13 protein-coding genes are annotated in these 14,721 nt (G+C 70.1%); 3 read left to right on the plus strand and 10 right to left on the minus strand.

The features are described 5' to 3' along the window. Positions 1-9: 9 nt before the first annotated feature. The 3 genes from ACFZBU_RS29610 to ACFZBU_RS29620 form a co-directional block, all read right to left on the minus strand. Positions 10-777 carry a VWA domain-containing protein gene (locus ACFZBU_RS29610; RefSeq protein WP_391586733.1) on the minus strand — a complete coding sequence of 256 codons (768 nt, stop codon included), beginning with the start codon at positions 775-777 and terminating at the stop codon, positions 10-12. A 288-nt stretch (positions 778-1,065) separates the two neighbouring features. Beyond that, the gene (locus ACFZBU_RS29615; RefSeq protein WP_391586734.1) at positions 1,066-3,519 is read right to left on the minus strand and encodes a SpoIIE family protein phosphatase; all 2,454 of its coding nucleotides are present in this window, start codon (positions 3,517-3,519) and stop codon (positions 1,066-1,068) included. Between the two features lie 24 nt (positions 3,520-3,543). After that, positions 3,544-4,044, minus strand: a complete 501-nt coding sequence (locus ACFZBU_RS29620) for a (deoxy)nucleoside triphosphate pyrophosphohydrolase (RefSeq protein ID WP_391586735.1) — start codon at positions 4,042-4,044, stop codon at positions 3,544-3,546. A 167-nt stretch (positions 4,045-4,211) separates the two neighbouring features. Between ACFZBU_RS29620 and ACFZBU_RS29625 the strand changes: the two genes are divergently transcribed. Continuing rightward, positions 4,212-5,249, plus strand: coding sequence for an alpha/beta hydrolase family esterase (locus ACFZBU_RS29625; protein ID WP_391586736.1), 1,038 nt, complete (start codon positions 4,212-4,214; stop codon positions 5,247-5,249). Between the two features lie 48 nt (positions 5,250-5,297). Here ACFZBU_RS29625 and ACFZBU_RS29630 read toward each other — a convergent pair whose 3' ends face one another. Next, positions 5,298-6,389: an acyltransferase gene (locus tag ACFZBU_RS29630; protein ID WP_391586737.1), complete on the minus strand. Its 1,092-nt coding sequence runs from the start codon at positions 6,387-6,389 to the stop codon at positions 5,298-5,300. A gap of 184 nt (positions 6,390-6,573) precedes the next feature. Between ACFZBU_RS29630 and ACFZBU_RS29635 the strand changes: the two genes are divergently transcribed. Continuing rightward, entirely contained in the window at positions 6,574-7,527 is a 954-nt protein-coding gene (locus ACFZBU_RS29635) for a 4-hydroxy-3-methylbut-2-enyl diphosphate reductase (RefSeq protein ID WP_391586738.1), read from the plus strand. A gap of 133 nt (positions 7,528-7,660) precedes the next feature. On the opposite strand, the gene ACFZBU_RS29640 is transcribed toward ACFZBU_RS29635, so the two are convergent. Together ACFZBU_RS29640 and ACFZBU_RS29645 are read right to left on the minus strand one after the other, a co-directional pair. Beyond that, positions 7,661-8,044, minus strand: coding sequence for a DUF6542 domain-containing protein (locus ACFZBU_RS29640; RefSeq protein ID WP_391586739.1), 384 nt, complete (start codon positions 8,042-8,044; stop codon positions 7,661-7,663). 596 nt (positions 8,045-8,640) lie between these two features. Next, positions 8,641-9,183 (minus strand): hypothetical protein, encoded by a 543-nt coding sequence (locus tag ACFZBU_RS29645; RefSeq protein ID WP_391586740.1) that lies wholly within the window; start codon positions 9,181-9,183, stop codon positions 8,641-8,643. Between the two features lie 135 nt (positions 9,184-9,318). Here ACFZBU_RS29645 and ychF point away from each other — a divergent pair, with 135 nt between their 5' ends. Continuing rightward, positions 9,319-10,392 carry a redox-regulated ATPase YchF gene (gene ychF / locus ACFZBU_RS29650; RefSeq protein WP_391586741.1) on the plus strand — a complete coding sequence of 358 codons (1,074 nt, stop codon included), beginning with the start codon at positions 9,319-9,321 and terminating at the stop codon, positions 10,390-10,392. A gap of 200 nt (positions 10,393-10,592) precedes the next feature. Here the strand turns inward: ychF and ACFZBU_RS29655 are convergent, their stop codons facing one another. The 4 genes from ACFZBU_RS29655 to ACFZBU_RS29670 form a co-directional block, all read right to left on the minus strand. Further along, entirely contained in the window at positions 10,593-11,351 is a 759-nt protein-coding gene (locus ACFZBU_RS29655; RefSeq protein WP_391586742.1) for a succinate dehydrogenase/fumarate reductase iron-sulfur subunit, read from the minus strand. Next, entirely contained in the window at positions 11,351-13,279 is a 1,929-nt protein-coding gene (locus ACFZBU_RS29660; protein WP_391586743.1) for a fumarate reductase/succinate dehydrogenase flavoprotein subunit, read from the minus strand. The genes ACFZBU_RS29655 and ACFZBU_RS29660 overlap by 1 nt, the downstream gene beginning before the upstream one ends. Positions 13,280-13,364: 85 nt before the next feature. Further along, a complete protein-coding gene (locus ACFZBU_RS29665) occupies positions 13,365-14,186 on the minus strand; it encodes a hypothetical protein (protein ID WP_391586744.1) in 822 nt (273 codons plus the stop codon). Positions 14,187-14,190: 4 nt separating this feature from the next. Then, entirely contained in the window at positions 14,191-14,514 is a 324-nt protein-coding gene (locus ACFZBU_RS29670; protein ID WP_391586745.1) for a hypothetical protein, read from the minus strand. Positions 14,515-14,721 lie beyond the last annotated feature (207 nt).

Here is a 14,721-nt window from a genome sequence, read left to right on the forward strand (position 1 = left end):
CGCGCCCGGTCAGCGCAGTTCCGTTGCTCGGGTGCCGATGTCGAGGAACTCGACGATGGAGGTGATGTCCGCGTTGTAGACGAAGCCACGGGCCGCCTCGCCGATCCGATGGCCCTGGGAAGCCGCGTACGAGCGCATGTGGCCCGGCAGCACACTGGACATGCCGAACAACAGCTTCGCGTAGTCGTCCGGCAGCCCCTGGTCGCTGTCCGGGAAGGTCACCGCTCGGCCGTCGGTACCCGAGACGTGCAGATTGAACAGCAGCGCCGAGCCGTCGGCGGTGAAATGCGAGGCCAACGAGCCGGCGGCCGCCGTCGGATCGCCGTCCGTGGACTCGCCATCGGTCAAATTGAGCACGATCGGCGGGAAGCCGCCCGGATGTTCGGCTACCCAGCGACCCACCAGCCGCTCGGCGTGTGCGAGGGCCTGCGTCATCGGCGTGCCGCCGTTCGCCACCGGGTCCAGCCAGACCGGGAACCGCACGGTGCTCTCGACCAGACCACCGGCGCCGTCCGGGATCTTCTTGGTCCGGCTCTCGATTCGTGCCGGACCGTTCGCCACCTCGCTCAACGGGACGAGATCGCGCCCGGCGAGCGGTCCTCCGAACGCCGACCCGACATGGACGTGGCCATAGCCGATCAGACCTACGTGAAAGTAGTCGCGCACGCCCTCTTCCTTGGCGCACTTGACGGACAACTCGGTCAGAAGCCGATTGATCGCGTCCGACACGACGTCGGCACGCCGCCCGGTCGCGTCACCGCCGATGGAGTCACTCATCGACGCCGACTGATCGACCAGAAAGAGAAAGCACCCGGGATTGGTCCGACTGATCTCGGCTGTATAAGGCATCGGTACGTTCCGGCTCCCTCGCGCGACTCCGCGGCGACCCCGACGCTGGCGAACTCCCTTGCGCCGACCCCCCGATCGAGCCCGATGCTAACCCACTGATTCGCTTTGGCGACGCCTGGTGGCGGGGATCGGGACATGCCGGAAGATCGATGAGCGACCCACAGGGGTGACGTGTCGGCGGTGAATCCGAGCCCCGGTTCGACCCCGGCGCGGCCCCTACTCCGGCAGCGGCAGTTCGAACCAGACCGTCTTGCCGTGGCCGGATTTTCGGCTGCCCCAGCGTTCCGCGAGTTGGTTGACCAGTTGGAGGCCGCGGCCGCCCTCGTCGGTGTCCTCCGCCTCGCGCATCCGTGGCAGCGTGGTGCCCGCGTCGGCGACCTCGCACAGGAGCGCCCGACCGCGCAGCAGGCGGAGTCGGATCGGGCCGGCGCCGTACCGAAGTGCGTTCGTGACCAGTTCGCTGACCAGCAGCTCGGTGATGTCGATCAGGGCGTCCAGGCCCCACTCGGAGAGGGTCTTGCGGCCGAGTTCCCGGGCGCGGGAGACCACGGCGGGTTCGGCCGGCAGCCACCAGGACGCCACCGAGTCCTCGGCGAGCGCGTCCAGGCGGGCCACGAGCAGGGCCACGTCGTCGAAGCCGGGCTCCTCGTGCACGTCGGCCAGGATCTTGTCGGCCACCTGCTCCAGTGTGCCCGGCGGCCCCGCCATCGCATCGCACAGCAGGTTGATGCCCACGTCGAGGGAGCGGTCCCGGGTCTCCACCAGGCCGTCGGTGTACAGCACCAGCGTGCTGCCCGACTCGACCGCGAAATCGCCCTGCTCGAAGCCGATGCCGCCCACGCCCAGCACCGTGCCGGGCGGGTTGTCGATCACGCGCGGTCGCCCGCCCGTCGGCACCAGCACCGGCGGCATGTGGCCCGCGCTGGCGAACTCGCAGGTGCGCGCCACCGGGTCGTAGACCACGTAGACACACGTCGCGTAGTGCAACTCGCCGAGCCCCACCACGATGTCGTCCAGGTGCCCGAGCACCTCGGCCGGCGGCAGTTCCAGGCCTGCGAGCGTGCGCACCGCGGTGCGCAGCTGGCCCATCACCGCCGCCGCGTGCACACCGTGCCCCATCACGTCGCCGACCACGAGCCCGATCCGCCCGCCCGACAGCGGGATCACGTCGTACCAGTCGCCGCCCACCTCGGTCACCGAGCTGCCCGGCAGGTAGCGGTGCGCGACCGAGATGCCCGGCAACTCCGGCAGGTTCTGCGGCAACAGGCTCCGCTGGAGCATCACCGCGGTCTCCCGCTGGTGGTGGTACAGCCGTGCGTTGTCCACCGACACGGCCGCTCGCGCGCCCAGTTCGGTGGCGAGCGTGAGGTCGTCCGGGTCGAACGCCGGCCGGCCCTCGCCGCGCCCGAGCAACATCGTGCCCAGCACCACCCCGCGGGCGCTGAGCGGGACCACGATCATCGTGTGCAGGCCCAGTGCGCGGGCGGCCTCGGCCCGGCCCGGGTCGTGGATCAGCTCGTCGTACATGTCGTCCTGCACGTTGCGCATCAGGTACGAGCCGCCCGTGCGCAGGCAGCGGCCGAACGTCGAGTCGGCCGCGTAGACCAGCGTGCTGCCCTGGCGGAGCAGTTCGTCGGTGTACCGCCCCGGGCGCGCGCCGCGTGAGGCGACCCGTTGCAGCCGGGCCTTCTCGGCGTGCGCGCCGGGTGGGATCTCCTCGCCCCGGACGATCGCCTCCAGCAGGTCCACGGCGGCCAGATCGGCGAAGCCGGGCACCACCGACGCGGTCAGCTCCTCGGCGATCCGGGGGATGTCCAACGTGGCGCCGAGCCGGGTGCCGGCCTCGTTCAGCAGCGCGAGGCGCTTGCGCGCGGCGTCCACCTTGACCATCGCGTAGTGCCGCTCGGTCACGTCGATCAGCGAGCAACTGATGCCCAGGATCCGGCCGCCGGGCGCCTCCAGGCGGTTGTACGACATCGACCACACGGTGCGCGGGCTGCCGTCGGTGGGGATCGGGCCGAAGATCCGCGAGTCGACCACGGGCTCGCCGGTCTCCAGGACGCGCTGTTGGATCGTGCGCACCCGCTCGGTGTCCATCCCGGGACGGACCTCTTCGAGCCGGCGCCCGATGTGCTCCTCGGCGGGGATCCGGTTGATCGCGGCGAGCGCGTCGTTGACCGCGACGTAGCGCAGGTCGGCGTCGAAGATGCCCACCCCGATCGGCGACTGGTCGAACAGCGCCTCGCGGATCGCCAGGTCGGCCTCGACCTTGCGCACCACCGTCGAGTCCATCGAGGTGATCAGGACGTAGCGGTTCCCGGCCAGGTCCTCGGCGAAGGCCGCGCGCGACTCGACCGTGCACAGCGTGCCGTCGCCGCGGCGCATCGTGTACAGGCCGGCGAAGACGTCCGCGCCCGCGACCGCCTGCTGGGTGGCCGCCTCCTGCGCGGCGGTGAACGGCGGATGCACCAGGTCGACCGCGCGGGCGCCGAGGATGTCCTCGCGCCGGTAGCCGAACAGCTGCTCGGCGGCGGCGCTCCACATCACGATCCGGCCGTCGGCGTCGAGCACCCACGTGGCCGACGGGACGAGCTCGAAGAGGGATCCGGGCGCCGAGGATCGCCGGGCAGGGTCCCCCGGATTCCGGTCGGCTTGTCGGCGCTGCTCCATGGACGGCGGATCCCTTTGTCGCTGCTACTCCGGACCGTTTTCCCGGTTGATCACGTTCTCAAGCCCGGCCCCCGGGTGCGGCCGCACCGCCCCCGAATGCGCTGTCGGCTCCCGTGCCTGCCGTGCGTCGTGCCCGCCCAACTCGACGGCGACCAGTTCCGCCGCCGGGCGATCCGGTGCCAGCCAGGCCAGGTCGGACATCTCGTCCGGGCCCAGCCAGCGCAGCGCCGAGTGATCCTGGAGCGCCCGGGGCTCGCCCGCGACCAGGTCGGCGAGCCACACGTGCAGTACATACCCCCGGGCGAGCGGCCACGCCCCGGGCAGTCGGCGAACCGGTCGCACGGTCGCGCCGAGCTCCTCGCGGCACTCGCGCACCAGCGCGGCGGACTCGCTCTCGCCCGGTTCGACCTTGCCGCCGGGGAACTCCCAACCACCCGCCAACTCGGCCGGCGCGCTGCGGCACGCGGCCAGTACGCGCCCTCGGTGGAGGATCGCGGCGCCGACGACGATGCGGGTCCCGGTCATGGCGGACAACTCTACGTGCCGAGCGGTCGTCGCATGCGGCAACCTTTGACGGTTCGCGAACGTCTGAGTTCGGGGACATGCTTGCGAAACACGTGTGTTTTCCGAAATGCATGGTTCCCGAAACGAACCGGATCCGGACCCGGATCGCCGAACGAGGTGGGGTGGCTGTGGCGGGATCCCGGTGCGCGGGCCTGCGGGTGGCCCGGATGCTCGCGGTGTTCGCCGCGGTCGCCGCGGTGCTCGCGGTGTTCGCGCTGGCCCGGCTGACCGCCCGCCAGGCCGACCCGGCCGGCGCCACCGGGTCGGCCGCGGCGGACACCGGGTGCAACGGGCGGGACCGACAGGGCTGGGTGAGCGTCCCGGTGTCCTTCTCCGGCGAGACCTACCGGGTCCAGGCGTACGTCCCGCAGAGTTACGACGGCGCGGATCCGCAACCGCTGGTGCTCAACCTGCACGGCAGCAACAGCACCGGCACGGCGCAGATGGCGATCACCGGCATGGGCGCGTCCGCCGAGCGCTACGGCTTCGTGGTCGCGGTCCCGGAGGGCGGCCTGGGCTATCCGGGCTCGACCGGCGGGCGGGCCTGGAACATCCCCGGCGTGCCGCTGTACGGCGGACACCCGGCCGCGGTCGGCGGCCGGGACGAGGTCGGCTTCGTCGGCGCCACGCTGGACGCGCTGGACCGCTCGTTGTGCCTGGACGATCGGCGTGTGTACGCGACCGGGTTCTCCGGCGGCGCCCGGATGACCTCGCTGCTGGGCTGCACGCTCAGTCGGCGGATAGCGGCCATCGCCCCGGTCGCGGGTCTGCGTGCGGACGGCACCGACGGCGCCCGGCCGGCGCCGTGCCGACCGATCCGACCGGTCCCGGTGCTGACCCTGCACGGCCTGGCCGACCAGGCCAACCCCTACGAGGGCGGGATCGCGTCGCGCTGGACCTACCCGGTGACCGACGCGGTGCGGCGCTGGGCCGCGATCGACGACTGCCCGAGCACGCCGGTGCGTACGCGCGTGTCCCGCCACGTCGAGCGCACCGCGTACACCGGCTGTGCGGGCGGCGCGGCGGTTGTCCTGTACACGCAGTCCGACGCGGGACACACCTGGCCGGGCGCGGCGGGCACCGAGGTGCGCGGGTTCGGCCGGATCAACCAGGAGGTCTCGGCCAATGAACTGATGTGGGCGTTCTTCTCCAGGTACCGGCTCTGACACTCGCTCCGCCGCACACACTGCCGCCGAGCGCCGGCCCGTCGCCGCTCAGGCGGTCGGCCGCAATCGGTCGAAGCCGCGCATGATCGCGCGATGCGCGGGGCGCTCCACCAGCACCGTGAGCAGCCAGCCGAGCAGCACGGCCAGTACACCCAGCGCGAGCAGCTGACCCGTCGCGCCCACGCCGTGGTCCTGGAGCCGGCGCATCACCACATAGCCGATCGACTGGTGCACCAGATACATCGCGTACGTGATGCCGGCCGTCCACTGTGCGAGCCGGGCCACCCACGCGGGCAGGAACCGGTCCCAGTCCGGGCCCAGGGCCGCGACGCAGATCGCGCCGATGCCCAGCACCAGCCCGACCGTCCAGGACGGGTGCCGGGTCTGGCACAGGTGGACGAACGCGCACGCGCCGAGCAGGAACACCGCATGCGGGCCGCGGATCCGGCGCCGCGACCACAACTGCACGGCGATGCCCGCCACGAACAGGTGCACGCGGTACAGCCCGAACCCGTCGTAGAGGGTGCGGAACGCCTCCGACTGCAGGTGCAACCGGGGCGGTAGCAGGACCAGTTCCAGGCACACCACCAGCCACAGCGTGCGCACCGTCGCGTCGCCGTGCACCCGCCGTGCGCGCCACAGCGCGAAGATCGCGGTGAACCACAACAGTTGCAGCGGAATCGTCCAATAGGCCGCGTCCACATAGGTGTACGACTGCGGTTTCCAGTTCCACAACATGGCCAGATTGGCGAGCACGTCGGGCAGGCTCGGCGCGTACCACCCCGGGGGTGCGCACAGCCGCAGGAACAGCGAGGTACCCAGTACGCCGACGAAGAAGGCGGGCAACATGCGCGCCATCCGGCCGACCCACCAGCGGACCACGTCGCCCCTGCGCAGCGAGACCGCGGCGAAGTAGCCGGAGACCACCAGGAGCAGGCTCGCGCCCAACTGGTACGGAAAGACGAACGGGCGGGCGACCAGTTCGGGGTGCCACTGCCGGGCCAGGTAGGTGCCGTGGAACAGCAGCACCAGCGCCACGAACGCCACCCGCAGGAGGTCCCAGCTGACCCGGCGCCGCTTCGCGGGCTCCGATCGGCGGGAGGTGTCGTTTCCGGGCCGTTCCGCTGAGCTGAAGGGCATCCGACGTCTTCCCGTGGACGGCGTGGGCGGGCCGGGTCCGGTCCGGGACGTCTCGGTGGCCTTGACGGATCGGGACCCGGGAGGCGCGACGCTTCGAGGGCCGGCTCCGACAAAGGACCCTATTACGTGCGCTATGCCGCGCGGAGCCGGGTGGATCACCCGGGAGCGCCCGTACGATGGATCCATGTCGTCAACCAGCCGCGTCCTGCTCGCCGCCCCCCGGGGGTACTGCGCGGGCGTCGACCGAGCCGTCGAGACCGTCGAGAAGGCCCTCGATCTGTACGGTGCGCCGGTGTACGTGCGCAAGCAGATCGTGCACAACAAATACGTCGTCGAGACGCTGGAGAAGCGCGGCGCGATCTTCGTGGACGAGACGGCGGAGGTGCCCGAGGGCGCCACGGTCGTCTTCTCCGCCCACGGTGTGGCTCCCGTGGTGCACGAGGAGGCGGCGGCCCGCTCGCTGCGCACGATCGACGCCACGTGTCCGCTCGTGACCAAGGTGCACAAGGAGGCCGTGCGCTTCGCCGAGGAGGGCTACGACATCCTCCTGATCGGCCACGAGGGTCACGAGGAGGTGATCGGCACCGCCGGTGAGGCGCCCGATCACATCCACCTGGTGGACGGCCCCGAGGGCGTCGCGAACGTCGAGGTGCGCGACCCGTCGAAGGTGGCGTGGCTCTCCCAGACCACGCTGTCCGTGGACGAGACCGTCGCCACGGTCAAGGAGCTGCGCAAGAAGCTCCCGCTGCTGATGGACCCGCCGAGCGACGACATCTGCTATGCGACGCAGAACCGCCAGGTCGCGGTGAAGCAGATCGCCGCCGAGTCCGACCTGGTGATCGTGGTCGGCTCGACCAACTCGTCCAACTCGGTGCGCCTGGTCGAGGTCGCACTGGAGGCGGGCGCGCGGGCGTCGTACCTGGTGGACTACGCGGAAGAGCTGAAGGACGAGTGGCTGGAGGGGGTCGGCACGGTCGGCGTCACCTCCGGCGCGTCGGTGCCCGAGGTGCTCGTGGACGGCGTGCTCGCGTGGCTGGCCGAGCGCGGCTTCGCCGACGTGCACATCCACCGGTCGGTCGAGGAACGGCTGCAGTTCGCGCTGCCGCAGGAGCTGCGCCGGGATCTGCGCAACACCTGAGGGGTGGGCGAACCGGAGTCGGGTGGGGCGTCGCGAGGTCGTCGCGGGATCGCAGAACCGAAGAAGTCGTGCTGTGGGCCCGTCCGAGCGATCGGATGGGCCCTGCGGCGTCATGGGCGGGGGCGCGCCCGGATCAGGGGTGGTCGGCCGCTCGGCGCTTGACGAGGACGACGACGCCGGCCAGGGCGGTACCGCCCCACAGCAGGCCGGCCTTGAAGGACAGCGCGGTGATCAGGTCCAGGCCCACCCGGGAGAGATAGGTCTCCTGGGTGTCGGCACCCAGGAACGTGCTCACGAGCACGACGGTCGCGGCGAACGCGATCGGGGGCGTGATGATCGCGGCGATCCAGTCCTGGGTGCGTACCTTCCAGGCCACGAACACCGAGCTGAGCAGGAACGCGAGGCCGAACACGAAGCCGAGTTCGTCGGTCGCCAGGTGATCGACGAGGCCGCCGAGCAGCGTGCCGCCGAAGCCGAACACGGCCGCGCCCGCGGCGGTCAGGCTGCTGCCGGACATCCGCGACCCGCCCGGGGCACCGTTCGCCCGGCGCGGTGGGGCGGGCCGACGCGGTCGGCCCTGTGCTCGGGCCGGGTGGCTCCCGTTCCGGCCCCGGGGCAACTCGCGGCCGGCCGCCGGCGTCGCGGGCGGCGGGGCGGACGGGTCGGGTCGACGGCGCACGGCCTCACCTCGTCCGGGTGCCGGCACGGGAGGCCGTTTCGGTGGGTTGCGGGTCGGTACGGGACGCGCTCCCGCTCGGCTGCGCTGTTCCATCCACACACGGTATTGCCGCATCACGGTCAAACCCGTCCAAGAACACGAAAAACCTCACCCCGCCTGTGTCGAACCGTCCGCCCGGTCGCCGCTCACCTCGTCCTCGACCGATCCGTTCCTGCCCCGATTCCTCGGGGTTCACCAGGGAGGACGCTTGTTCGGGCGGGATTGGTGGCGGTTTCGGGCGAGCAATTCCGGCCGACGGGCGCACGGGGCCGCCGGGGGCGGGGCGGGCACGGCGGCCGTGGGGGTTCGGACGTGGCGGGTCTCGGTCGGCGGCCGGAGCCGGGTTCGGGGCCGAGGTCGGGTCGTGGGCCCGTTCCGGGTCCCGGGGCCGGAGGTCACACCTGGGCGCCGCTTTCCACCAGCTCCACCGCGCGGACCACCTCGTCGGTGCTCTTGACCTGGACCGGGATGCCGCGGGACGCCGCGTACCAACGCAGGTCCACGGCCAGATAGGGCAACATCCGCTTGTCCAGGAAGTTGATCGTGTGCTGCTTCCGGCCACCGGCGCGCATCCCGCAGCGCACGACCGCGTAGCAGGGCGTGTCCCCGCCGTTGACCTTGAGCTTGACCTCGACCGCGGCGATCTCCTCCCAACGCAGGCCGCGGGTACGGAACAGGCCGTGGAAAACCAGACCATTGGGCCCGATCGACAACTTGCGGTACTGGTAGAGCGCGAAGCCGAGCAGGACGAAGAGGCCGAGCCCGCCGTAGAGCGCGAAGGCCACGACGGTCGGCAGCCCGAGGCCGGCCACGTCGAACAGGCCGAGCGCGACCGGGACGAACGCGGTGAGCAGCAGGATCCGCATCGGCTTGGACTCCCACAGGACGCCGTCCATCAGCTGCCTGCGGTTGTGGCTGGTGTTCGAGGTGCGGCTCATCGATGTCCCCGTCGTTGAGTGGCCGTCGTACGAAACCAGGGATGCTACTGGCCACAGGCCACCACCTACACTTTCCGCAGGCGCTTGTATGTCCGCAGTGCGCCACATCGATCGCCGAGAAGCCAGGGAATCCAGTTGTCGCTCACCATCGGAATCGTCGGCCTGCCCAACGTCGGCAAGTCGACGCTCTTCAACGCCCTGACCAAGAACGACGTGCTCGCGGCGAACTACCCGTTCGCGACCATCGAGCCGAACGTGGGCGTGGTGGGCGTGCCGGACCCGCGTCTGGACACGCTGGCCGAGATCTTCGGATCGGCCAAGAAGGTCCCGGCGACCGTCGACTTCGTGGACATCGCGGGCATCGTGCGCGGCGCCTCCGAGGGTGAGGGCCTGGGCAACAAGTTCCTCGCCAACATCCGCGAGTCGGACGCGATCTGCCAGGTCATCCGGGTCTTCACCGACCCGGACGTGGTGCACGTCGACGGCAAGATCTCGCCGGCCGACGACAAGGAGATCATCGAGACCGAGCTGATCCTGGCCGACCTGCAGACGATCGAGAAGGTCCTGCCGCGCCTCCAGAAGGACTCGCGCCTGCAGAAGGACAAGGTCGCGGTGGCCGCCGCCGTGGAGAAGGCCAAGGAGGTGCTGGAGGCGGGCACCACGGTCTTCGCCGCCGGCCTCGACCCGGAGCCGCTGCGCGAGCTGCACCTGCTCACCGCCAAGCCGTTCCTGTACGTCTTCAACGTCGACGAGGACGAGCTGGTCAACGAGGAGCTCAAGAACGAACTGCGCGAGCTGGTCGCACCGGCCGAGGCGATCTTCCTGGACGCCAAGATCGAGTCCGAGCTGATCGAGCTGGACGAGGCCGAGGCCTTGGAACTGCTCCAGAGCCTGGGCCAGGAGGAGTCCGGCCTGTCGATCCTGGCCCGGGTCGGCTTCGACACCCTGGGTCTGCAGACCTACCTCACGGCCGGCCCCAAGGAGGCCCGCGCCTGGACGGTCGCCAAGGGCGCCACCGCCCCCGAGGCCGCCGGCGTGATCCACACCGACTTCCAGCGCGGCTTCATCAAGGCCGAGGTGATCGGCTTCGACGACCTGGTCGAAACCGGCAGCCGCGCCGAGGCCCGCACCAAGGGCAAGGCCCGCATGGAGGGCAAGGACTACATCATGCAGGACGGCGACGTGGTGGAGTTCCGCTTCAACGTGTGACCGACCCGCGACCAGACGTTGCACAGGGCGTCGGGCGTGCGGATCGAAAGGGTCGGGCTCGGACGAGCCCGGCCCTTTCGCCATCTCGAAAAGGTGCCGGAAAGCCTACGCGGGGCCGGCTGTGATCACGTTCCGTAGACGGCGGAGCGGTGTCGGACGTGAACGACCCACAAATCCGAACCGCCGGCCGCCCCGCCGTGTCAGTCCCCCGACCCCCGCCGCCGGATCTTGTTGCCCAGCCACACCAGCGGGTCGTACTTGCGGTCCGCCACCCGCTCCTTCATCGGGATCAGCGCGTTGTCGGTGATGTGGATGTTCTCGGGACACACGTCCGTACAACACTTGGTGATGTTGCACAGTCCCAGGCCGTGCTCCTCCTGGGCGGCCTTTTGTCGGTCCGCGACGTCCAGGGGGTGCATGTCCAACTCGGCGATCCGCATCAGGAAGCGGGGGCCGGAGAAGGCCGCCTTGTTGTCCTCGAAGTCACGGATGACGTGGCAGGTGTTCTGGCACAGGAAGCACTCGATGCACTTGCGGAACTCCTGCGAACGCTCGACGTCGACCTGCTGCATCCGGTACTCGCCCGGCTTCAGGTCCGCAGGCGGGGTGAACGAGGGCACCTGCCGGGCCTTGGCGTAGTTGAACGACACGTCGGTGACCAGGTCGCGGATCACCGGGAACGTGCGCATCGGGGTGACCGTGACCACCTCCTCCGGCGTGAACGTGCTCATCCGGGTCATGCACAGCAGCCGGGGGCGGCCGTTGATCTCCGCGCTGCACGAACCGCACTTGCCCGCCTTGCAGTTCCAGCGCACCGCGAGATCCGGGGCCTGGGTGGCCTGGAGGCGGTGGATGATGTCGAGGACGACCTCGCCCTCGTTCACCTCGACCTTGAAGTCGCGCAGCTCGCCGCCGTCGACGTCGCCGCGCCAGATGCGAAAGTCCGCCTTGTAGGACATCAGCCGTCCTCCCCGGGAAGTTCTGCGTCGGTCAGATACTTCTTCAGCTCGTCGCGCTCGAAGAGTTCGAGCAGGTCGGCGCGCATCGGCACGGCCTCGCTCCGGGTCAGGGCCACGGACAGGTGTTCCGCGTCCGGGTCGACGATCGAGCACGCGAGCACCACCCGACGCCACTCGGCCGACATCGCCGGGAAGTCGTCGCGGGTGTGCCCGCCCCGGCTCTCCCGGCGTTCCAGTGCCGAGCGCGCCACGCACTCGCAGACCAGCAACATGTTCCGCAGGTCCAGGGCCAGGTGCCAGCCCGGGTTGTACTGCCGATGGCCCTCCACGCCGGCCTTGGCCGCGCGCGCCTTGAGCTCCTCCAGGCGGGTCAGCGCCTCGGTCATCTCGCCCTCCCGGCGGATGATGCCGACCAGGTCGTTCATGGTCTGCTGGAGCTCCTGGTGGACCGTGTACGGGTTCTCCGCGCTCTCCACCGCGAACGGGGCCAGAGCCTCGGCGGCGGCCGCGTCGATCTGCGCCTCGGCGGCCTCGCGCCGCTCCTCGCCGATTCCCTCGGCGTAGCGCGCCGCGTGCTCGCCCGCGCGCCGGCCGAACACCAGCAGGTCGGACAGCGAGTTGCCGCCGAGCCGATTGCTGCCGTGCATGCCGCCGGCGACCTCACCGGCCGCGTACAGGCCGAGCACGCCCGGTGTCGCCGCGGTGTCCGGGTCCACCGCGATCCCGCCCATCACGTAGTGGCAGGTGGGCCCGACCTCCATCGCCTCGGCGGTGATGTCCACGTCGGCCAGTTCCTTGAACTGGTGGTACATCGAAGGCAGTTTGCGGCGGATCTCCTCGGTGCCGCCCGCCATCCGGCCCACCACGGTCAGGAACACCCCGCCGTGCGGCGAGCCGCGGCCCGCCTTGACCTCGGAGTTGATCGCGCGCGCCACCTCGTCCCGGGGCAGCAGCTCGGGCGGGCGCTTGTTGTTCTCCTGGTCGGTGTACCAACGGTCGCCCTCGGCCTCGGACTTGGCGTACTTCTCCTTGAACACGTCCGGGATGTAGTCGAACATGAACCGCTTGCCCTCGGAGTTGAGCAGGACCCCGCCGTCGCCGCGCACCGACTCGGTGACCAGGATGCCCTTCACCGACGGTGGCCAGACCATGCCGGTCGGGTGGAACTGGACGAACTCCATGTTGATCAGCGGCGCCCCCGCGAGCAGCGCGAGGGCCTGGCCGTCGCCGGTGTACTCCCACGAGTTCGAGGTCACCTTGAAGCCCTTGCCGATCCCGCCGGTGGCGAGCACGACGGCCGGTGCGTCGAAGACGGTGAAGCGGCCCGACTCGCGCCAGTAGCCGAATGCGCCGGTGATCCGGTTGCCGGTGTCGGAACCGGCGTCCGGGACGGTCAACAGGCGGGTGATGGTGCACTCCTGAAAGACCTTCAGTCGCGCCTCGGGGTCGCCGAACTCGCGCTCGTCCTGCTGTTGCAGGGCGACGATCTGCTGCTGCAGGGTGCGGATCAGTTCCAACCCGGTGCGGTCGCCGACGTGCGCCAGTCGCGGGTACTCGTGGCCGCCGAAGTTGCGCTGGCTGATCCGGCCATCCGCGGTGCGGTCGAACAGCGCGCCCCAGGACTCCAACTCCCAGACCCGGTCGGGTGCTTCCTTGGCATGCAGTTCGGCCATCCGCCAGTGGTTGAGGAACTTGCCGCCACGCATCGTGTCGCGGAAGTGCACCTTCCAGCTGTCCTGCGAGTTCACGTTGCCCATCGAGGCGGCGATGCCGCCCTCGGCCATCACCGTGTGGGCCTTGCCGAACAGCGACTTGCAGACGACGGCGGTACGCATGCCGCGCATGCGGGCCTCGATCGCGGCCCGCAACCCGGCGCCGCCCGCGCCGATCACGACCACGTCGTACGAATGACGTTCCACTTCGGACACGAGGGCAACTCCTGTACTGGGCTGGGCAGATGTACGGGGTCGGGCAGGTGCGGAGGGTTTCGCGGCCCGAGGGCGAGCCGGTTGCTCAGAAGAAGCGGGGGTCGTCGAAGACGTTGCTCGCGACCAGGTACACGTACAGGTCGGCCAGCGCGACGCTGAACAGCGAGGCCCAGGCCAGTTCCATGTGGCGGCCGTTGAGCCTGCTGACGTAGCCCCACAAGCGGTAGCGCACCGGGTGCTTGGAGAAGTGCTTGAGCTTGCCGCCGACGATGTGTCGGCACGAGTGGCAGGAGAGCGTGTACGCCCAGATCAGCAGGACGTTCGCGAGCAGCACCAGGGTGCCGAGCCCCATGTGCCCCCAGGCGCCGTGCTCGTCGCGGAAGGCGATCAGCACGTCCCAGGACAGGATCACCGCCACCACGCCGGCGAAGTAGAAGAAGTAGCGGTGGATGTTCTGCATGATCAGCGGGAACCGGGTCTCGCCCGAGTACCTGCCGCGCGGCTCGGGGACCGCGCACGCCGACGGCGACGCCCAGAACCCCCGGTAGTAGGCCTTGCGGTAGTAGTAGCAGGTCAGCCGGAAGCCCAGCGGGAAGATCAGGATCAGCAGCGCCGGGGACAACCCCCACCAGTCGCCGAAGAGCGGCGCGTTGGCGCTCATCGGCATGCTGTCGCACTTGGATGCCAGACACGGCGAGTAGAACGGCGACACGTACGGCTCGGCGAAGTAGTCGTCGTTCGCGAACGCGCGCCAGGTCGAGTAGACGATGAACGCGGACAGGATGGCCACCGTCACCGCCGGCGAGAGCCACCAGCGGTCCGTGCGCAGATGCCGGGCCTGGATTTGGGCCCGGCCGGGCGCGTTGGTGCCGGTGCTGCCGGCGGGTCCCGTCGTCCCTGTAGCCAAGACGTCACCTTCCTGTTCGGTGGGGCGGACGCATGCCGCCCACACCTTCGTCGTCCGCGTCCGCGAAGAGGATCGGGTCGTAAGGCAGGTCGGACATCACTTCGACCGGCGTCGGGACGGGAGCGTCCGCCGGTTCGCTCTCGGCGACCGTCTCGGCCAGGAAGGCGAGACTGGTTCGAGCCCGTTCCACGTCGTCGCAGAGTCTGCGAACGCCGTATGTGTCGCCGAGCGTGCGGCGCAGCGCGCGCGCCGCGCGTGCCAGATCGTCGAGCCTGCGCCTGGCCTGGGCCAGGTCCTCGTGCGCCCGAGTCGTCAAGATCGCGCTCACCTCCTGCTTTTCCGGCGCCACGTCGTCGGGGGCCGGCGGATGGGGATGGTGTTGCGGACTTGCCATTGATTCCCGAGGTGGGAACGTCGGCAGTCTGGCGCGAACGATCAATCGAAGGAAAGTGTTTCGTGGATCTGATGGGTCACAGATCGGAAAAACATGATCACCGAAACAAAGATCACCGGAATTCGATCTTCGATAAACAAG

The sequence above is a fragment of the Embleya sp. NPDC008237 genome (genome assembly GCF_042956465.1).
Taxonomy (GTDB): Bacteria; Actinomycetota; Actinomycetes; order Streptomycetales; family Streptomycetaceae; genus Embleya.

Excerpts from the sequence above, each read along its gene's own strand:
- ACFZBU_RS29640 (WP_391586739.1), bottom strand. The coding sequence starts at position 8,044 with ATGTCCGGCAGCAGCCTGACCGCCGCGGGCGCGGCCGTGTTCGGCTTC.
- ACFZBU_RS29655 (WP_391586742.1), bottom strand. The coding sequence starts at position 11,351 with ATGTCCTACAAGGCGGACTTTCGCATCTGGCGCGGCGACGTCGACGGC.
- ACFZBU_RS29630 (WP_391586737.1), bottom strand. The coding sequence starts at position 6,389 with ATGCCCTTCAGCTCAGCGGAACGGCCCGGAAACGACACCTCCCGCCGA.
- ACFZBU_RS29635 (WP_391586738.1), top strand. The coding sequence starts at position 6,574 with ATGTCGTCAACCAGCCGCGTCCTGCTCGCCGCCCCCCGGGGGTACTGC.
- ACFZBU_RS29645 (WP_391586740.1), bottom strand. The coding sequence starts at position 9,183 with ATGAGCCGCACCTCGAACACCAGCCACAACCGCAGGCAGCTGATGGAC.
- ACFZBU_RS29615 (WP_391586734.1), bottom strand. The coding sequence starts at position 3,519 with ATGGAGCAGCGCCGACAAGCCGACCGGAATCCGGGGGACCCTGCCCGG.
- ACFZBU_RS29620 (WP_391586735.1), bottom strand. The coding sequence starts at position 4,044 with ATGACCGGGACCCGCATCGTCGTCGGCGCCGCGATCCTCCACCGAGGG.
- ACFZBU_RS29610 (WP_391586733.1), bottom strand. The coding sequence starts at position 777 with ATGAGTGACTCCATCGGCGGTGACGCGACCGGGCGGCGTGCCGACGTC.